The organism is Nitratireductor sp. GISD-1A_MAKvit (genome assembly GCF_040819555.1).
GTDB lineage: Bacteria > Pseudomonadota > Alphaproteobacteria > Rhizobiales > Rhizobiaceae > Nitratireductor.
Genome location: NZ_CP161920.1, coordinates 408,175 through 428,058 on the forward strand (window position 1 = coordinate 408,175; position 19,884 = coordinate 428,058).

Below are 19,884 nucleotides of genomic sequence, written 5' to 3' on the forward strand. Positions count from 1 at the left end.
GGCGAGTATGCGGGACTTATATGAATCCGAATTACAGAAACTTTGCGCTCTGGGCGATTATCGCCGTTCTGCTGATTGCGCTCTTCAACCTGTTCCAGGCGCCCCAGCAGCGCGGCGCGACGCGCGATATCGCGTATTCGCAGTTTCTGGAAGAGCTTTCTTCGGGCAGCATCGAATCGGTGACGATCACGGGTGACCGGATCACCGGCACCTATACCGGCAACCGCACCGCCTTCCAGACCTATTCGCCGGGCGATCCCTCGCTCGTGCAGCGTCTTGAAGAGCGCGGTGTCACGATCAATGCCCGGCCCGAAAGCGACGGTTCCAATTCGTTCCTCGGCTATCTGATCTCCTGGCTGCCGATGATCCTGATTTTAGGTGTGTGGATCTTCTTCATGCGCCAGATGCAGTCAGGCTCCGGTCGCGCCATGGGCTTCGGCAAGTCCAAGGCCAAGCTCCTGACCGAAGCGCATGGCCGTGTCACCTTTCAGGATGTTGCCGGCGTGGATGAGGCCAAGGAAGATCTGGAGGAGATCGTCGAGTTCCTGCGCGATCCGCAGAAATTCCAGCGCCTCGGCGGCAAGATTCCGCGCGGCGTGCTGCTCGTTGGCCCGCCCGGAACCGGCAAGACGCTTCTCGCCCGCTCGGTGGCTGGCGAGGCCAATGTCCCCTTCTTCACGATCTCCGGTTCGGACTTCGTGGAAATGTTCGTTGGTGTCGGTGCATCCCGCGTGCGCGACATGTTCGAACAGGCCAAGAAGAATGCGCCCTGCATCATCTTCATTGATGAAATCGATGCGGTTGGCCGCCATCGCGGCGCCGGTCTCGGCGGCGGCAACGACGAGCGGGAGCAGACACTCAATCAGCTTCTCGTCGAGATGGATGGCTTCGAGGCCAATGAAGGCATCATTCTGATCGCCGCCACCAACCGCCCGGACGTGCTCGATCCCGCGCTTCTGCGCCCGGGCCGTTTCGACCGGCAGGTCGTTGTGCCGAACCCGGATGTTGCCGGCCGTGAGAAAATCCTCAAGGTCCATGTGCGCAATGTCCCCATGGCACCGAATGTCGACCTGAAGATCGTGGCACGCGGCACACCCGGATTTTCCGGTGCCGATCTCGCCAATCTCGTCAACGAAGCCGCCCTGATGGCCGCGCGTCGCAACAAGCGTCTCGTCACCATGCAGGAGTTTGAAGACGCCAAGGACAAGGTCATGATGGGTGCTGAGCGCCGCTCGCATGCCATGACCCAGGAAGAAAAGGAACTGACCGCCTATCACGAGGCCGGCCACGCCATTGTCGCACTCAACGTGCCGAAAGCCGATCCGGTTCACAAGGCGACCATCATTCCGCGTGGCCGGGCGCTCGGCATGGTCATGCAGCTGCCCGAGGGCGACCGCTACTCGATGAGCTACAAGTGGATGATCTCGCGCCTCGCCATCATGATGGGTGGCCGCGTGGCCGAGGAGCTCAAGTTCGGCAAGGAGAACATCACTTCCGGCGCCTCCTCCGATATCGAGCAGGCAACCAAGCTTGCCCGTGCCATGGTCACGCAGTGGGGCTTCTCCGACGAACTCGGCCAGGTGGCATATGGAGAGAATCAGGAAGAGGTGTTCCTGGGGCATTCCGTGGCGCGTCAGCAGAACATGTCGCAGGAGACGCAGCAGAAGATCGACAGCGAAGTCCGCCGTCTGATCGATGAAGCCTATGAGACCGCCCGCGATATCCTGACCAGCAAGAAGAAGGGCTGGATCGCGATTGCCGAAGGCCTGCTCGAATACGAAACGCTTTCAGGCGATGAAATTCAGTCGCTTCTCAAGGGCGAGAAGCCATCACGGGATGCGGGCGACGATACGCCACCATCGCGCGGATCTGCTGTTCCCAAGACGGGCACCCGGTCTCAGGGACAGAAGAAGGACGGCGATGAGCCGGAAGGTGGAATGGAACCTCAGCCGCAGGGCTGAGCGGAAGCCCTGCCTTCCCGACAGGAATCTTAAAAGCCGTGAATGCTGTTTCACGGCTTTTTTGCTGTCTGAAGCCGGAACCGGAATTTCATTTTTGATTGTGTTTGGGGGTATTTGTCCGTTAACCGGTTGCTAACCATGCTTTGCAAGCAGCCGTTTATTGGTAAAGCATTACACTGCCTCACAGAATTTGATGCAAACAAGTGCTGCTCCTGTGGCAAAGAACGAGTTGGGGGACGCCGCTTTGACAGAAAAATCCGACAAAGTGCGCCAGACGGGCAGCAAGGTAAAAATGGCAAAAAAATATTTTGGTACCGACGGGATCCGCGGAAGAGCAAACCGCTTTCCGATGACAGGCGAAATCGCCATGAAGGTTGGCATGGCCGCGGGCCTGGCCTTTCAGAATGGCAGTCACAGGCATCGGGTGGTGCTCGGCAAGGACACACGCCTTTCCGGCTACATGATCGAAAACGCGCTGGTTTCCGGCTTTTGTGCCGCCGGCATGGATGTGTTTCTGCTCGGACCCATACCCACGCCAGCCGTCGCCATGCTTGTGCGGTCTTTGCGGGCGGATATCGGGGTCATGATCTCGGCCTCGCACAATCCCTATTACGACAATGGCATCAAGCTTTTCGGTCCGGACGGCTACAAGCTTTCCGACAAGATCGAGGGCCGTATCGAGGCCATGCTCGACCGGGAAGTCGAACTCGCACTGGCGGATAATGGCGGGCTCGGGCGCGCAAAGCGTGTCGATGGCGTGCATGACCGTTACATCGAATTCGCCAAGCGCACGCTGCCGCGCTCCATGTCCCTTTCGGGTCTTCGCATTGTCGTCGACTGTGCCAATGGCGCTGCCTACAAGGTGGCTCCGGCCGTGCTGTGGGAGCTTGGCGCCGAGGTCGTGGCGATCAATGACGAACCCAATGGTGTCAACATCAACGAGGATTGCGGCTCCACCCATCCGCTCGGCCTTGCCAAGAAGGTTCATGAAGTGCGGGCCGACATCGGCATAGCGCTCGACGGCGACGCCGATCGCGTCGTGATCGTTGATGAGAACGGCACGGTGATCGATGGCGATCAGATCATGGCCCTCATTGCGCAGTCCTGGCACAAGGCCGGCAAGCTGCAGGGCGGTGGCGTTGTCGCCACGGTGATGTCCAATCTCGGCCTTGAGCGTTTCATGAGCGACCTGAAACTGGATCTTCACCGGGTAAAGGTCGGAGACCGCCATGTGGTCGAGCGCATGCGGGCCAACGGGCTAAATGTGGGTGGCGAGCAGTCCGGGCACGTGGTGCTGTCCGATTTCTCCACCACGGGCGATGGCCTTGTTGCGGCGCTCCAGGTGCTCGCCTGCATCAAGCGCGAAAACCGCCCGGCCAGTGAAGTCTGCAAAAAATTCGAGCCGGTCCCGCAGCTCCTCAAGAATGTGCGCATTGCCGGCGGCAAGCCGCTGGAGACAGCGCCGGTCAAGTCCGCCATAGCCGAGGCCGAGGCCCGGCTTGGCGGAAAGGGAAGGCTCGTCATCCGCCCTTCCGGCACGGAACCGCTCATTCGCGTGATGGCCGAGGCCGACGATCCGGCGCTCGTTGAGAGCGTGGTTGATGATGTGATCAGCGCAATCGCCGATTCCAAGAACGCGGCCTGAAAAGGCCCTCAAACGCCACGTTGGCCCGTGCCCTTCGCCGGTCCTTGCGCAGGGCGTTTCCCGCAAAGCGTGCAGTCCGCGTTTGGTTAAGGCTTAGGGTTAAGCCGTATTTAACTTTTTTCCTAAAATATTCGTCGCGAGTTGCAATTTGCCAATGTGCCCAGGGGGGCGCGGCAACGCTAAGGATGGGATGCTATGTTGAAGTCTACGAAGGCCTTCGGGGCGGCCTTGATGCTATTCGCTCCGACCGTCGGCCATGCCGCGGATCTGTATGAGCCGCCAGTCATCGAGGCCCCCCAGCCTCTGCCGCCCGTCGTTCAGCCGGCGCCGGCCCCCCTCCTTCGGCGGGTGGTATATCCGCGGCGATGTCGACTATCACTGGTCGAAGCTGCGCGGCACGGAATACATCACCTATGGGACAAGGCCTGGAAGCACTCTTCGCGGCAGCACGGCCTCCTTCGATACGACCGATCTCAAGGGTGCGATGTCGCTCGGCGCAGGTGTCGGTTACCAGATCAACCGTTACCTCCGCACGGATCTGACGGCAGACTACTGGTTCAAGTCCGATTTCACCGGTTCGACTTCGGGAACGTGCTCGGGGGATGTTGCCTGCGTTTCCAGCGATACATCGGCCTACAGTGCCTGGCTTCTGATGGCCAACGCCTATGTCGATCTCGGCACCTATCATGGTTTCACGCCCTATGTCGGTGCGGGTATCGGTGGTGCCTATATCATGTGGGACGACCTGACAAACGTCACGCCCGATGGCACGACGGTTCACGAAGGTTCCAGCAATTGGCGTTTCGCCTACTCGCTGATGGCCGGTACATCCTACTGCCTGACCGAGAACGTCAATCTGGACATGGGCTACCGCTTCACACGTGTGGCCGGTGGGCGCATGTTCGAATATGCCGCAGGCGTTGCGCCGGGCTTTGACGATGGCTTCAATGTGCATGAGGCGCGTGCGGGTCTTCGCTACCAGTTCGGTGGCAACACCAACTGTGCGCAGCCAGAGGTGGTCAGCTACGATCCGCCGCCTTTCGAGCCTCCGGTCTACAAGTAAAAAACAACAATACGTCATTCAGACCGCCCGGCACTTCGCCGGGCGGTTTTCGTTTGAGGGTCGCCACAAACGACTTCGCTAACCCGGTGTTAGCCTTAACCTCGACTTAACCCGAATGGTTAACACTGCTCTTTGACAAGCGGCGGGGGCAGCGTGGATCCGTCGCAAATTGCGGAGTACGGATTATGCGCACGACCACCCGTTTGCTTGCTTCTTCGGCCGGCCTGTTGCTGATTTCGATCGGCGCAGCGTCTGCGGCCGACTATGACCCGCCCATCATCATCGAACAGGCTCCCGATGTGGTGCCTGTCGAAATCGGCAGTGGTTGGTATCTGCGTGGTGATATCGGTTATTCACTAAAGACCAAAGCCAACGACCCCTTCACCTACCGCACATTCGACGGTTCGACCTATGGCTCGGCATCGTTTGACAGCGTGTCGTTGTCCGAGGGTTTCAGCTTTGGCATTGGTGCCGGTTATTCCTTCACCGACTGGCTGCGCGCGGATGTGACGCTCGACCGTTTTTCGGCGGATTTCAATGGCACGACCTCCAGCGCAACGGAATGTCCCGGTGCCCCCCCCGGATCTGCATGCCGCTCCGAGGACTCGTCCGAAGTCACCGGCTATTCCGTCCTGCTCAATGCCTATGCGGACCTGGGAACCTTTGTTGGATTCACACCTTATGTGGGCGCGGGTCTAGGCTACACCTATCTCCGCTGGGACGACCTCTCCAACAGCTCTTACTGCGTTGGCGGCAGCTGCGGCGGAACGGGTCTGACCGGTACGACCACGCATGCCGGCGAGTCGGACTGGCGCTTCACATATGCCTTGATGGCAGGTGTTGCCTACGATCTGTCGAACAACATGAAGATCGATCTCGGCTATCGCTATCGCAATATCGATGGCGGACAGATGTTCGGCTGGGACGCAGCCACTGCCGGTTCTGGTGCCACGGGCATCCAGGGATCCGATGGCGGGCTTTCCATGCACGAAATCAAGGTTGGTCTACGCTACGAGCTCTGGTGACCCCGCCGCCTGCAGCGATCACATGAACAAAACCCCGCTCCGTGAGCGGGGTTTTGTTGTTCAGCGCAACGCCGGATGGGGCGGCCCCGGTATCGCCGGTCTTCAGTGGGCTTCGTCCCAGTTGTTTGCCGCGCGCGCCTCCACCTGCAGGGGCACGGAGAGCGAAAGAGCCGGTAAAGCGGCGTTTTCCATGACATTGCAAATGACGGGAATGGCTTTCTCCACCTTGCCTTCGGGGGCTTCGAAGATCAGCTCGTCATGCACCTGTAGCAGCATCTGCACATCCTCAAGGCCAACCTCGGCAAGTGCGTCCTCCATGCGAGTCATGGCGCGCCGGATGATATCGGCTGCCGAGCCCTGAATCGGTGCGTTGATCGCTGCGCGCTCGTTGAAGGCGCGCATTTGCGGGTTGGATGAACGGATCTCGGGGTAATGTGCGCGCCGCCCGAAGATCGTCTCCACATAGCCGAGTTCCTTTGCCTTTGCCTTGGTGGAATCCATGTAGTCTTTGATGCCGGGGAAACGCTCGAAATAGCGCTTGATATAAGCGCCGGCCTCTTCACGCGGAATCCCGAGCTGGTTGGCCAGGCCAAAGGCGGAGATGCCGTAAATGATCCCGAAGTTGATCGCCTTTGCGCGGCGGCGCACCTCCGGCGGCATACCCTCCACCGGGACATCGAACATTTCCGATGCCGTCATGGCATGAATGTCCAGCCCGTCGGCAAAGGCCCTTCTTGAGTTCGGGGATATCGGCAACATGGGCAAGCACGCGCAGCTCGATCTGGCTGTAATCGGCAGAGATCAGCCTGGTGCCTTCGGGAGCCACGAAGGCGGTGCGGATCTTGCGGCCTTCGGTGGTGCGGATCGGAATGTTCTGCAGGTTGGGTTCGGACGATGAAAGCCGTCCGGTTGTGGTGGAGGCCAGTGCGTAGGAGGTGTGCACCCGCTTTGTTTCCGGGTTGATATAGCCCGGCAGAGCATCCGTATAAGTGGATTTGAGCTTCGTGACCTGACGCCAGTCGACAATCCTGCGCGGTAGCTCATGACCGGCTGCCGCGAGTTCTTCGAGCACCTGTGCCGAGGTCGACCACTGGCCGGTTTTGGTCTTGCTGCCACCCGGCAGACCCATATTGCCGAACAGGATCTCACCGAGCTGTTTTGGAGAACCGATGGTGAAACGTTCGCCCGCCAGCTCGTAAATTTCGTCTTCAATGCCGGCTGCCGTCTGAGCCAGCTCGCCCGAGAGGCGTGACAGGATCTGCCGGTCGACGGCAATGCCGCGATGTTCCATGCGGCCGATCACCGGGATCAAGGGCCGTTCGAGCCGCTCATAAACAGACACGAGCCCCTCGGCGGCGAGACGCGGTTTTAGAATCTGCCAGAGCCGTAGCGTGATGTCGGCATCCTCGGCGGCATAGGCGGTGGCCCGTTCCAGATCGACCATGTCGAAGGTGACCTGCTTGCGGCCTGTTCCCGTCAGTTCCTTGTAGGGAATGGGCTTGTGTCCCAGCCAGCGTTCAGAGAGCGCATCCATCCCGTGGCTCACGGTGCCGTGGCTGCCCGTTCCCGCATCGAGCACGTAGGACATGAGCATGGTGTCGTCCACGCCGACGATCTCCACGCCAAGACGGTACATCAGCAGCCAGTCATATTTGAGATTCTGGCCGATCTTGAGCACGGCAGGGTCCGCCATGATCGTTTGGATTGCATCCAGTGCAGCCTTTTGCGGAATCTGGTTCTCGATCAACCCGCCCCCGAGAAGATCGCCGTCCCCGCTTTTGTGGATGAGCGGGACATAGGCCGCACGCCCGGGCTTTGTGGCAAGGGAGAAACCGCAGAGCTCGGCCTGCATGGGATCGAGCGAGGTGGTTTCCGTGTCAAAGGCGAGAATGCCGGTGTCGTAGGCTTCATCGATCCAGCGCTCGAGCGCATCGAGATCGCGGATACATTCATAGCCGGCATGGTCGAAGGTCTGGGCAGAACCTCGTTCAGCAATACGCGCGGCAAGTTTTGAAGGCGTGTCTGCCTCATCGTCGCCTTCGGTGGGGGACGGGTCGAGATCAGGGCCGCGGGCGCCCGCGCCGGCTTCCACCTCCACATGGGCAGCATCGATTTCTGCCACTTCCGCTCCGGTGGCCTCGGCCACGCGGCGCGTCAGGGTGGAAAATTCCATGGCTTTCAAAAAGCCGATCAGCTTCGGCCCATCGGGTGGGGCAAGCTCGAACGTGTCGATTCCGTGCTCGATGGGAACGTCGATCCTGAGCTTCACCAATTCGCGCGAAATGCGCGCCTTTTCAGCGAATTCGATCAGGTTTTCGCGCCGTTTCTTTTGTTTTATCTCGTTTGCGCGAGAAAGCAGCGTTTCGAGATCGCCATACTCTTCGAGCAGTTGCGCGGCCGTTTTCGGACCGATTCCGGGCACGCCGGGCACATTGTCCACCGAATCGCCAGTCAATGCCTGAAGGTCGATCATCTTTTCAGGCGGAACGCCCCATTTCTCGATCACCTCCGGAACCCGGATCTCACGATCCTTCATCGGATCGTACATGGAGACGTGATCGGTGACGAGCTGCATCAGGTCCTTGTCGGAGGAGATGATGGTGGTTTCGCCGCCTGCTTCGCTGGCGAGCCGGGCGTAGGTAGCGATCAGGTCATCGGCCTCGAAACCCGCCATTTCGATGCAGGGAAGGTCGAAGGCCTGCGTCGCCTCGCGGATCAGGCCGAACTGCGGCACCAGATCTTCCGGTGGCTCGGAGCGGTTGGCCTTGTATTCGGGATAGAGATCGTTGCGGAATGTCTTTGACGAATGGTCGAATATCACCGCGAAATGCGTGGGCGTAACGCCGACTTCCGTGTCGCGTGCGCTCTGTAGAAGCTTCCAGAGCATGTTGCAGAAGCCGGCCACGGCGCCGACCGGCAGGCCGTCGGATTTGCGGGTCAGCGGGGGCAGTGCGTGGTAGGCACGAAAGATGTAGCCCGAGCCGTCTACGAGGAAAAGATGATCGCCTTTTTTCATGGCTGTACGGGTAGCGCGGGAGTGTGCGCCTGTCCATGGAAAAGGGTGGGGCTTACCCCCTTTGGATACATCGTACTGACAAGGCCAGAGGTGACCTGACACCATGCATCACGCGTTTGTTACGAAGATGTAATGTTGGTGCCCTTGAATAGCCATGTTCAAACACAAAATATCAGAGAGCGGCAATTTCCGCCGTGGTCCGGCCTAGGCTCGTCCCCCGCCTTTTCCGGACGAAATAGCGGCAGCCTTATCCCCCCTCTCCGGGCTGCCGCGGTGTTTCAAGCATCGCCGCCGTGGTTTCCCCTCCACCACGGCGGCACTTGCGTCTTTAAGGGGGAATTCTCCGAGAATGTTATTCAGGCAGGTTCTGCAGCGCGGGGTTCGACGTGTGTTGCCGGCTGTCTGTCCACGATCATCGCCATGAGGGGCGCAGCCGACAGGGCCACGATGGCCGCAAGGCCAAAAAATGTGCCATAGCCGAAATGGCTCGAGACCAAACCGGCTGTCAGTCCGCCCAGCATGCTGATGGCGGCATCCATCGACTGGAACAGCGTGAAATCGATCCCACCCTGGCGAACGTCAGACCAGCGCATGAACTGCGCGTAGAGCGCCACGAAGCCAAGGGCCATGATTGCCGAACCACTGGCCACGGCAAAGCACGCAAGAAGCCAGTTGGGCAGTCCCGGGAAGAAGTCATAAAGGCTGAAAAAGCCCAATGCGACGGATTGAAGGAGAAGGGCGAGAATGAGCACGGGCCTCGGGCCCCATCTTCGAACCAGTGCACCCCCGGTCAAAGCCGCAGCCAGACCTATGAAGATACCGGCCAGACCGTTGACGAGGCCGATTGTTTCCAGAGAAAGGCCGGCGTCGACGAGAAGAGGACCAAGCATCATCATCCCGCCTTTCTGTGCCAACACATAGACACCGGCAGCCAGCAACCCCTTGCGGATTTCCGGTCGCCGCAGCGCGGCCGCCAGCGAGGGGGTGTGCGGGCGCTCTCGCGTCGGAAACTGCATCCGGAGGAGAAAGGGAGTGCCGAGCGCAACAAGGAAAAAGGCCATCAGCGGGACTGCCTTCATCCAGCCGAGATAGGAGACGAGGACCAGAAACAGCCCGCCGCCGAGGGCTGAACCCAGATAGGCGCCGCCGACCTGCGCAGCGTTGGCCCACCCATGCTGCGCGCGCGGAAGGGCCTCGACCGCGAACCCGTCCACCGCAATGTCCACCGTGGCAGCGGCGAATGCGACGACGGTGAGCATCGCGATTATAAGCGGCACCGACTGCAGTCCCAGAGTGCCGGCAATGATGAGGCCGAGAACGGAGAGGCCGCCTCCAGCCAGGACCACGACACCAGAGCGGTTGCGCCCGCGTGGCGGCAGCCGAAAACGCTCGATCGCAGGCGCCCAGAGAAATTTCAGCGCCCAGGGAAGGGCAATCAGGGAAAGCAGCCCGAGCAGGTCGAGCGGGAGCCCCTCCTCACGCATGACTGCCGGCAGCCCGATCCAGGTGATGCCGCCGATCACGCTTTGCGCCACATACAGGCCGCCGATCGCCACCACGATGGCGATCGGACCCGGTTTCCGGTCTTCGGATTCGGCCATCCTCTAGAACCTGTAGCGCAGGCTGCCCGTCACCTGGCGGCCTTCATCCAGAAAGCAGTTGCCGGCGGTGCAGATCTGTTTGCGCGTGTCGAACAGGTTCTTCGCGTTGACCTGGAGGCTCAGCCCATCCCATTCCGGCTTTGCTGCGCCGAAATCATAGGACAGCGACGCGTCCACCAGCACGCGGGCGTCATTCCTGAAACTGTTGGCGTCGTCGCCGTAGCTTTCGCCCACGTAACGCAATCCAGCGCCGACCCCGAGCCCGGCCAGTGGCCCGTCCTGCACATCATACGTGCCCCAGATGGAGAACATGTGGTTCGGCGTCGAGGACAGTTCGTTGCCGACGGTTCCCGGAAGGCCGTTTTCGATTTTCATCCGCATGTATGTGTATGAAGCGAGCATCCCGAAGCCGTTGGCGAGAGATGCCTGTGCTTCAAGTTCAAAGCCGCGGGAGTTGAGGTCGAGCTGGCGCTGGCGCTGATTGCCCGCCGCATCGAATGTGCCGTCATAGACGACACCGTCTGTCTGATCGATGTTGAAGAATGCCGCGCTGATGACGGCGTTGTGGTCGGGCAGTTCATATTTCACACCTGCCTCGAACTGTCTGCCCTTTGTTGGCCGGGCGACGGCACGTGCATTGGTGGCATAGTCGTAGACAAAACCGAGATTGGGCGAGAAGGACGTCGAGTAGTTTACATAAGGGATCAGGCCCCACGGGGTTCGGTAGGATAAGCCCACCCGCCCGGAGAGAGCCTTGTCGGTCTGCTCCGACCCCACGAAGGAAGCCGAAACACTGTCCGACTTCACCCAGTCATGCCGCGCACTGAGAAACAGCGTCCAGTCGTTCCACTCCATCTGATCGTGTGCGTAGATGCCATACTGATGCATCTTTTGACTGCCGACGAACGTGTAGGGAATTCTTTCGAGAGAGCTGGCGCTCCAGGGCGAGCGGACTGTCTGCGCGGTGTAGTCCGACCAGGAATAGTCGAGCCCGACGACCGCAGTATGTTCGATCGGACCGGTGTCGAAGTCGAACTGCACAATGTTGTCGACGACGAAATTTTTTGTCTCTTCCTGATAGCGCGCCCATATTCGGCTCGGGGGAGCGGGGTAGAAACCGCTGTATTTGAGATCTGCGTCCACTGCCTGGAACCGCAGGTTCTGTCTCAGGGTCACGACATCGTTGAGACTGTGCTCGAACTCATATCCGATACGCCCCTGACGGAGGTCGAAATCGTTCCAGTCGGGATCGCCGACATAGAGATCGGACAAAACGCCGTAAGAGGAATTGTAATACCAGGCTGTGGCGCCCGTTACGGCCTTGGAGTATTCGCCGAGAATGGTGAGTTTCGTGCCGGCATCAGGCTGCAGGGTTACCGCCGGAGCGATATAGAACTTGTCGTCCTCATATCCGGGGATTTCGGTGTCGGAGACGCGCCCGAGGCCCGTGAGACGATAAAGGATCGTGCCGCTTTCATTGACCGGGCCGCTGAAGTCGAAAGCGCCCTGGAAGCGCTGGTTTGTACCAGCCAGGAGCTCGACCTCACGAAAGGTCTCTTCCTTTGGACGTTTGGTGACCAGATTGACGATGCCACCGGGGGCCGCTCACGCCATAAAGGGAAGAAGCCGGCCCTTTCAGAACCATGAGCCCCTCGATCCCGTATGGTTCGGTTCGATACCAGGCCGAAGGACCGTTGTATTGCCGCAAACCATCCCGGAATGTTCCGGTTGAATAGGCAGGGAAGCCGCGCAGCGTGAACGCGTCATAGCGATTGTCGAAGCCGAAGCCGTTCGGATTGGCGCTTGCAATATAGCCGAGGCTCTCATTGAGCGTGCGTGGCTTCTGTTTTTCCAGCTGGTCCTGTGTGACCACGGAAATGGCCTGCGGGATCTGCAAAATGGGTGTGTCGGTCTTGGTCCCCGTGCGGCTTTCCTGAACGATATAGCCGTCCTGCAGGAGAATGTCGTCGCTCTCCGCCTCCACCGTAAGGCGCTGCAACACGGTTGCCTCCTGCGCCAGAACGGTGTTGGCGGTTCCGGGTAACGTCATTGCCGCCAACAACGCTAGGTGGCTGATGCGGGCTCGGTGATCTGCGGACAACACACTCTCCATTTTTTGGGAAGTTTCAGGCACAAAATGCTTCGGGCGAAACAATGCCCATGGCTTCTATTTATTCTGAGTATGAGAGTCAAGTTTATGTGTATGGCTGCATAATGCAGGGTGGCGGACAGGCGATCACCGCCGGTTCAAAACAATGTTTTGATAGAGTGGAAGAGGTGTTTTTTCAGGATCGAGACCGTGAAAGGTCACGTGCCTTTTGGGCGCGTCCGGGTGGCTTCAGCCGCTCTTTCGTTTGCGACCGTAAAGTTCCAGCCGGTGGTGCACGATGTCATAGCCCAGCGTACGGGCGATTTCTTCCTGCAGCTTCTCGATGCGGTCGGAATGGAATTCAATGACATCGCCTGTGTCGATGTCGATCAGGTGGTCATGGTGTTCGCCATCGGCCCTGTTCGAACCGGGCGCGCCCGCCTTCAAAGGCATGGCGGTGGATCGCACCCATCTCTTCCAGCAGCTTCATCGTGCGGTAGACGGTCGATAGCGAGATGCTCGGATCGACGGCCGAGGCGCGCTGAAAAATTTCCATGGCGTCGGGATGGTCGTCCGTTTCTGTCAGAATCCGCAGAATCACCTTGCGCGGCCGGGTGATGCGAACACCGGCACGGCGCAGTTCCTTCTCGTAATCCGGCTTGTGGCTGGCATGCTGATTCATGGGCCGACTATGCGCCAGATGACAACCAGTTGCAAAGGTCTCGCCCGATCGCTCCCACCCTTCTCCTCAGAAAACCACGCATTTTCCAGCCTTTAGCTTTTTTATTGCAAACGATTTGCAATTGCATTGACGTTCGAGAAAGAACAGCATAGCTTCAGACCGTCACAGCAGATTGATGTGTTTCAGGGGATATTCATGCGTTTAGCCAAGGGATTGGCCACTTTCATCGTCGCAGCACTCGCCGCGTCCTCCGCTTTCGCTCAGGACGAGCGCTTCAAGGCGGTTACCACATTCACCGTTATCGCCGACATGGCGCGCAATGTTGCGGGCGATGCAGCGGTGGTCGAATCGATCACCAAGCCGAATGCGGAGATTCACAATTATCAACCGACGCCGGGCGACATTCTGCGCGCCCAGGACGCCGACCTGATCCTGTGGAACGGGCTCAATCTCGAACTCTGGTTCGAGCGCTTCTTTCGCAATCTGAAGGACGTGCCGAGCGTGGTGGTTTCAGAGGGTGTGGAGCCGATGGGTATTGCGGAGGGTCCCTACACGGGCAAGCCCAATCCGCATGCCTGGATGTCGCCAAGCGATGCGCTGACCTATGTCGACAACATACGCGATGCGTTTTCGAAGCATGATCCGGAGAATGCCGAGGTCTATGCGAAGAATGCCGAGGCCTACAAGGCGCAGATCAAGGCCGTTGTGGACCCGATCCGCGAAAGGCTTGCAGCCATTCCCGAGGAGCACCGGGTTCTGGTTACCAGTGAGGGCGCGTTCAGCTATCTTGCACGCGACTTCGGCCTGCAGGAGCTCTACATCTGGCCGATCAACGCCGACCAGCAGGGCACGCCACAGCAGGTGCGCCATGTGATTGATCGGATTCGGGAAACCGGGGCGCCGGCCGTCTTTAGCGAAAGCACGGTATCGCCGGATCCGGCGCAGCAGGTGGCGCGCGAAACCGGGACGAAGTATGGCGGGGTTCTCTATGTGGACTCGCTGAGCGATGAGAGCGGCGAAGTTCCCACCTATCTGGATCTTCTCCGGGTAACGAGCGAGACGATCGCTGAAGGACTGACCGGGCAATGAATGCTCCCGTGATCAAAAAGAACAGAAAGCCGGCGGTTCAGTCCGCCGGCATCGATGTGCGGGATGTGGCCGTTACCTATCGGAACGGACACACGGCGCTGCGTGATGCCAGTTTCTCCATCCCGACCGGAACGATTGCAGCGCTGGTGGGGGTCAATGGCAGCGGAAAATCCACGCTCTTCAAGGCGATCATGGGCTTCGTGCCGCTTGCTCGGGGAGAGGTCTCCATTCTGGGCCAGCCGGCAGGGCCGTGCGCTCAAGCGCAATGTGGTTGCCTATGTCCCGCAGGCCGAAGAGGTGGACTGGAACTTTCCCGTTCTCGTCGAGGACGTGGTGATGATGGGTCGCTATGGCCACATGAATTTCATGCGCTGGCCGCGGCGGCAGGACCATGAGATGGTGACCTCCGCCCTTGAGCGCGTCGGCATGGCTGACTATCGAAAGCGCCAGATCGGGGAATTATCCGGCGGCCAGAAGAAGCGCGTCTTTCTCGCGCGGGCGCTGGCCCAGGAGGGGCGGGTCATCCTGCTCGACGAACCCTTTACCGGCGTTGATGTGCGCACGGAGGAATCCATCATCGCGCTCCTCAAGGCGCTGCGCGAGGAAGGGCATGTCATGCTGGTTTCGACGCACAATCTGGGCAGTGTGCCGCGCTTCTGCGACCGGACCGTCCTGATCAACCGCACGGTGCTGGCTTCGGGGCCGACTCCGGACGTTTTCACCCGCGCCAATCTGGAAAAGGCATTTGGCGGTGTGCTGCGCCAGTTCACTTTGGGTGGGGCGGATCTGCATGAAGATGCGGAAGAGGATTCCCGCCAGCTGACGGTGTTGACCGACGATGAGCGGCCCTTCGTCATCTATGGCGATGAGGATGGCGCACCGGAATCAGGTGACCGGAAATGAGCGCCTATCTGCTCGAGCCTTTCTCCTATGGCTACATGGTCAATGCCATGTGGGTGAGTGCGCTGGTGGGCGGCGTCTGTGCCTTCCTCTCTGCCTATCTGATGCTCAAGGGCTGGTCTTTGATAGGTGACGCGCTCTCGCACTCCATCGTGCCGGGTGTTGCAGGCGCCTATATGCTGGGCCTGCCGTTTTCCATTGGCGCGTTCTTCGCCGGCGGGCTTGCGGCCGGTGCGATGTTCTTTCTCAATCAGCGCACCAAGCTGCGCGAGGATGCGATCATCGGCCTGATCTTCACCTCGTTCTTCGGGCTTGGCCTTTTCATGGTCTCGCTGTCGCCCGCGTCGGTGAACATCCAGACCATCGTTCTGGGCAATGTGCTGGCGATCACACCCTCGGATACGCTGCAGCTCGTCATCATTTCTGGCGTCACGCTGGTTGTTCTCGCTTTCAAGTGGAAGGACCTGATGGTGGCGTTTTTCGACGAGAACCATGCGCGCTCCATCGGCCTAAATCCGGGTTTTCTGCGGATGATCTTCTTCACGCTTCTGAGTGCCTGCACGGTGGCCGCCATGCAGACCGTGGGCGCCTTTCTCGTTATCGCCATGGTGGTGACACCGGGGGCAACGGCATACCTTCTGACCGACCGGTTTCCGCGGCTTGTGGCCATTGCGGTGGCGATTGGCGCGCTCTCAAGCTTTATCGGCGCCTATGCGAGCTATTTCCTCGATGGGGCTACGGGCGGAATCATTGTCGTGCTTCAGACACTGACGTTTCTGACAGCTTTCGTGTTTGCCCCGAAGCACGGGCTTCTGGCGGCCCGCCGGCGGGCGCGTGAAGCGCTGGAAGGCGATATGCAGGAGATGGGCGCATGAGCAGCTTTTTCGACACGCTGATGCTGCCTTTCGCGTTTCCGTTCATGCAGCAGGCCTTCATCATCTCGGTGCTGATCGCCGCGCCCATGGCGCTGCTTTCCTGCTTTCTCGTGCTCAAGGGCTGGTCGCTGATGGGTGACGCCGTGAGCCATGCGGTGCTGCCCGGCGTGGTGATCGCCTATATTATCGGCATACCCTTTGCCATCGGCGCGTTTGTCGCCGGCATGACCTGTGTCGTGGGCATCGGCTATCTGAAGGAAAACAGCCGGGTGAAGGAAGACACGATCATGGGCGTGGTCTTTTCCGGCATGTTCGGGCTCGGGCTGCTGCTCTACACCAAGATCCAGACCGAGGTGCATCTCGACCACATCCTGTTCGGCGACATGCTGGGCGTGACGTGGGGAGACATCGCGCAAACGGGCATCATCGCGCTCTTCGTTTGTGTGGCGATCGTGCTCTTTCGCCGGGATCTACTGCTGAACGCATTCGACGCGCAGCACGCAAAGGCCATTGGCCTGCCGGTGCGGGTGCTGCATTACGGACTTTTGTCGATCCTTTCGCTTACCATCGTGGCGGCGCTCACGGCGGTCGGCATCATCCTTGCGATCGCGCTTCTGATCGGGCCGGGGGCGGTGGCGTTTCTGCTGGTCAGGCGGTTCGACAGAATGCTGATGGTGAGCCTGGCAGTTGCACTGTTCTCGTCGTTCTTCGGCGTTTACCTGAGCTTCTTCCTCGACAGTGCGCCGGCGCCGACGATCGTGCTTCTGATGACCGGCCTGTTCGTGGCAGCATTCGTCTACACGCTCCGCCGCAATGCGCGGGAGGATGCGGCACGGGAGGTGGACGGCGGCGCACTGGGGGTGGGGAGATAACTCCTCAGGTGTGGAGCCAAGCACCCTCGCCCTTCGACAAGCTCAGGATGAGGGTTACTGGAAGCTCCATGCTTCTTTCCGGCGTGAAACGTGGACGCAGCGGCATACGCTGCCGTGTGTGGTGCGAAGGTTTTTCTGAGCGGGTTAAACAGCCCTCATCCTGAGCTTGTCGAAGGGCGAGGGCGCCTGGCTCCCGAGCAAAGTGCTTGCGCCGAGCGTCGTTCGGCTAGTCTGGGAGGACCGCAGTGGCCTCGATCTCCACCTTCGCTTCATCCTCGATGAGCGCGGTGACCTGCACGACGCTCATGGGCGGGAAGTTGCGGCCCATGACGGAGCGGTAGGCTTCGCCCAGCTCGCGCAACCGGGTGGCGTAGGCCTGTTTGTCGGTGATGAACCAGGTGAGGCGCACCACATGCTCCGGGCCGGCACCGGCTTCCTTCAGCAGCGTGACGATGTTTTCCAGCGCCTGCCGCACCTGACCGATGAAATCGTCGGTCTCGAATATCTGGCTGCTGTTCCAGCCGATCTGACCGCCAAGGAAGACGGTGCGCCCCCGTGCTACAACACCATTGGAATACCCCCTGGCGGGGACCCAGTCGGCTGGCTGGAGAATCTGGTGAAGCGGGACAGTCATGCTATTTCCTTCATGCTTGGGAACGACGGCGTGGTCACACGCCGAGAAAGCGCTCCTGGACCTCGTCCGAGAGAGCTGAGGGCGCGCCGGTCCATGCGGTGCGGCCTTTTTCGAGAATGACGCAGCGATCCGCCACGGGCAGAAGCTCGCTGAGTGTCTTGTCGACAATGAGGATCGACTGACCCTCCGCCCTGATGGTGCGGATCGCGCGCCAGATGTCCTGCCGGATCACCGGTGCGAGGCCTTCGGTTGCTTCGTCGAGAATGAGCAGGCGCGGATTGGTGGCAAGCGCACGGCCAATGGCGAGCATCTGCTGTTCTCCGCCCGAAAGTGTGCTCGCATACTGGTCGCGCCGCTCGGCAAGGCGCGGGAACAGCACGTTCACGGCATCGAGCGTCCATCTGCCGGGGCGAGCGGCGGCAATGATGTTTTCCTCTACCGTCAGATTGGGAAAGCAGCGGCGGCCCTCCGGCACCAGCCCGACACCCAGCCGAGCGATGCGATGCGGCTTCATGCGCATTATATCTTTGCCGGCGAAGTTTATGCTGCCTGACTGCGCGGGCGTGAGGTGGCAGACGGAGCGGATCGTCGTCGTCTTGCCCATGCCGTTGCGGCCCATCAGCGCCACGGCCTCGCCTTCCTCGACCGACAGCTCGACGCCGAAGAGCGCCTGCGATTTGCCGTAGAAGGTTTTCAGATCCCGGACATCGAGGAGCTTCATGCGCCCTCTCCCAGATAGGCTTCGCGCACGGCGGGATGGTTGCGGATCTCATCCACCGTGCCGGTGGCGATGATGCGGCCATAGACGAGAACGGAGATGCGGTCGGCAAGGGCGAAGACAGCATCCATGTCATGCTCGATCAAAAGGATCGGTGCTTCGTTCCGAAGCCCGTCAAGAAAGGCGGTAAGCGCCTGTGAGCCTTCGGGTCCCATGCCGGCCATGGGCTCATCCAACAGGAAGGCCTTTGCGCCGAGCGCCAGCGCAATGGAGATTTCGAGCTGTCGCCGCTCACCATGGGAAAGTTCGGCCGCGGGTATATCGGCGCGGTCGGATAGTCCGACCCGGGCGAGCGCTTCATGAGCGGGTTCGATGAGGCTGCGGTCGCGCATGACGGGCCTGAAGAAGCGGAAGCTGGAGCCCGCGCGCGCCTGCACCGCCAGCATCACATTGCGCAGAGCAGAGAATTCCGGGGCGAGTGACGAGACCTGAAATGTGCGGCCCATGCCGAGCCGGGCGCGGGCGGCCATGTCGAGCGGTTTCACGTCACGGCCCTCGAAGCGGATTTCCCCACTGTCGGGTTTGAGCGACCCGGCGATCTGATGAATGAGGGTCGATTTGCCGGCACCATTGGGGCCGATCAGGGCGTGGATCTCGCCGGGCTTGAGATCGAGGCTCACACCATCGGTTGCCTTTAGTGCGCCGAAGCTTTTTTTCAGGTCGCGGATGTCGAGAATGGGTTCAGCCATGACGTGCTCTCCCGGCCAGTAGGCCCATCACGCCGCCGCGGGCAAACAGCACAACGGCCAGAAGGATGAGGCCAAGGAAGAATTGCCAGTGCTCGGTGATGCCGCCAAGCGCGAACTCGAACAGGACATAGACGATGGCCCCGGCCAGCGGCCCCGCCAGCCGTCCGACGCCGCCAATGATGATCAGCACGATCAGCTCGCCCGACATGTGCCAGGAGAACATGGATGGGCTGACGAAGCGGTTCAGATCGGCAAAGAGCGCGCCGGCAAGGGCGGTCATCATGGCGGAGATGACGAAGGCCGTGAGCCGCACCCTGAAAGGGCCAATGCCGACGGCAGCCAGCCGTGTCTCGTTTTGCCGCCCGGCCTGCAGCGCGGCGCCAAAGCGGGAATCGCGAATGAGCGCGAAGAGGGTGAGGCCCAACACCAGCAGACCAAAGCAGATAAGGAAGAAGCTCATCGGTGCGAGCGTGTTGGTGCCGGGGAAGGCATTGCGCACATAGATCGAAAGGCCGTCCTCGCCGCCATAGGCGGGCCAGGAGATCGCGAAATAGTAGATCATCTGCGCGAAAGCGAGCGTGATCATGATGAAATACACGCCGGAGGTTCTGAGCGAGATCAGGCCGATCAGCGTTGCCACGAGCGCGGCGGCAATGGCGCCGGTGATCCAGATAATGATCATCTGGTTGGTACCGGGCAGGCCGAGGAGAAGCGGCTCGCTGTTGAAGGCGTGGGTGGCGAGAATGCCCGCCGCATAGCCGCCGATGCCAAAGAAGGCGGCATGGCCGAAGGAAACCAGCCCGCCCAGGCCGAGCGCGATGTTGAGACCGGTGGCGGCGAGACCGAGGATCGCCATGCGGGTTGCCAGCGTGATGTAGAAGGTCTCCCCGATCGCCTGCGCGATGAAGGCGGCGGCAAGCAGGCCGGCGATGATGGCGATGCTGAAGATTGTTTCGCGTGTCATG

14 protein-coding genes and 3 pseudogenes are annotated in these 19,884 nt (G+C 60.3%); 8 read left to right on the top strand and 9 right to left on the bottom strand.

Annotated elements, in window-relative coordinates:
- Positions 1-20: 20 nt before the first annotated feature.
- From ftsH to AB2N04_RS03185, 4 genes are all read left to right on the top strand, one after another.
- Positions 21-1,961 (top strand): ATP-dependent zinc metalloprotease FtsH, encoded by a 1,941-nt coding sequence (ftsH, locus tag AB2N04_RS03170; RefSeq protein WP_367716992.1) that lies wholly within the window; start codon positions 21-23, stop codon positions 1,959-1,961.
- 292 nt (positions 1,962-2,253) lie between these two features.
- Positions 2,254-3,606 (top strand): phosphoglucosamine mutase, encoded by a 1,353-nt coding sequence (gene glmM, locus AB2N04_RS03175; RefSeq protein WP_367716993.1) that lies wholly within the window; start codon positions 2,254-2,256, stop codon positions 3,604-3,606.
- 271 nt (positions 3,607-3,877) lie between these two features.
- Entirely contained in the window at positions 3,878-4,669 is a 792-nt protein-coding gene (locus AB2N04_RS03180) for an outer membrane protein (RefSeq protein WP_367716995.1), read from the top strand.
- Between the two features lie 185 nt (positions 4,670-4,854).
- Positions 4,855-5,694: an outer membrane protein gene (locus AB2N04_RS03185; protein ID WP_367716996.1), complete on the top strand. Its 840-nt coding sequence runs from the start codon at positions 4,855-4,857 to the stop codon at positions 5,692-5,694.
- A 102-nt stretch (positions 5,695-5,796) separates the two neighbouring features.
- Here the strand turns inward: AB2N04_RS03185 and polA are convergent.
- From polA to AB2N04_RS03210, 5 genes and pseudogenes are all read right to left on the bottom strand, one after another.
- Positions 5,797-8,710, bottom strand: a pseudogene (gene polA, locus AB2N04_RS03190) (DNA polymerase I).
- 356 nt (positions 8,711-9,066) lie between these two features.
- A complete protein-coding gene (locus AB2N04_RS03195; RefSeq protein WP_367716998.1) occupies positions 9,067-10,311 on the bottom strand; it encodes an MFS transporter in 1,245 nt (414 codons plus the stop codon).
- Positions 10,312-10,314: 3 nt separating this feature from the next.
- A complete protein-coding gene (locus tag AB2N04_RS03200) occupies positions 10,315-11,901 on the bottom strand; it encodes a TonB-dependent siderophore receptor (protein ID WP_367718722.1) in 1,587 nt (528 codons plus the stop codon).
- Complete coding sequence (locus AB2N04_RS03205; RefSeq protein WP_367717000.1) at positions 11,855-12,361, bottom strand: TonB-dependent receptor plug domain-containing protein; 507 nt, start codon at positions 12,359-12,361, stop codon at positions 11,855-11,857. Before AB2N04_RS03205 ends, AB2N04_RS03200 begins: the two co-directional genes overlap by 47 nt.
- A 288-nt stretch (positions 12,362-12,649) precedes the next feature.
- Positions 12,650-13,082: pseudogene (locus AB2N04_RS03210) on the bottom strand (Fur family transcriptional regulator).
- 195 nt (positions 13,083-13,277) lie between these two features.
- On the opposite strand from AB2N04_RS03210, the gene AB2N04_RS03215 reads away from it, so the two are divergent.
- The 4 genes and pseudogenes from AB2N04_RS03215 to AB2N04_RS03230 all read left to right on the top strand — a co-directional run bounded on the left by AB2N04_RS03215 (position 13,278) and on the right by AB2N04_RS03230 (position 16,818).
- A complete protein-coding gene (locus AB2N04_RS03215) occupies positions 13,278-14,171 on the top strand; it encodes a metal ABC transporter substrate-binding protein (protein WP_367717002.1) in 894 nt (297 codons plus the stop codon).
- A pseudogene (locus AB2N04_RS03220) lies at positions 14,168-15,074 on the top strand (manganese/iron ABC transporter ATP-binding protein). Before AB2N04_RS03215 ends, AB2N04_RS03220 begins: the two are co-directional and overlap by 4 nt.
- A complete protein-coding gene (locus AB2N04_RS03225; RefSeq protein ID WP_367717004.1) occupies positions 15,071-15,946 on the top strand; it encodes a metal ABC transporter permease in 876 nt (291 codons plus the stop codon). Before AB2N04_RS03220 ends, AB2N04_RS03225 begins: the two are co-directional and overlap by 4 nt.
- Positions 15,943-16,818, top strand: a complete 876-nt coding sequence (locus tag AB2N04_RS03230; protein ID WP_367717005.1) for a metal ABC transporter permease — start codon at positions 15,943-15,945, stop codon at positions 16,816-16,818. The genes AB2N04_RS03225 and AB2N04_RS03230 overlap by 4 nt, the downstream gene beginning before the upstream one ends.
- A 226-nt stretch (positions 16,819-17,044) precedes the next feature.
- Here the strand turns inward: AB2N04_RS03230 and AB2N04_RS03235 are convergent, their stop codons facing one another.
- The 4 genes from AB2N04_RS03235 to AB2N04_RS03250 are packed head-to-tail and all read right to left on the bottom strand — an operon-like array spanning position 17,045 to position 19,883.
- Positions 17,045-17,452: a RidA family protein gene (locus AB2N04_RS03235; protein WP_367717006.1), complete on the bottom strand. Its 408-nt coding sequence runs from the start codon at positions 17,450-17,452 to the stop codon at positions 17,045-17,047.
- A 34-nt stretch (positions 17,453-17,486) separates the two neighbouring features.
- Positions 17,487-18,173, bottom strand: a complete 687-nt coding sequence (locus AB2N04_RS03240; protein ID WP_367717008.1) for an ABC transporter ATP-binding protein — start codon at positions 18,171-18,173, stop codon at positions 17,487-17,489.
- On the bottom strand, positions 18,170-18,919 hold the full coding sequence (locus AB2N04_RS03245; RefSeq protein WP_367717010.1) for an ABC transporter ATP-binding protein: 750 nt from the start codon (positions 18,917-18,919) through the stop codon (positions 18,170-18,172). The genes AB2N04_RS03240 and AB2N04_RS03245 overlap by 4 nt, the downstream gene beginning before the upstream one ends.
- Positions 18,912-19,883, bottom strand: a complete 972-nt coding sequence (locus AB2N04_RS03250; protein ID WP_367717012.1) for a branched-chain amino acid ABC transporter permease — start codon at positions 19,881-19,883, stop codon at positions 18,912-18,914. The genes AB2N04_RS03245 and AB2N04_RS03250 overlap by 8 nt, the downstream gene beginning before the upstream one ends.
- Position 19,884 lies beyond the last annotated feature (1 nt).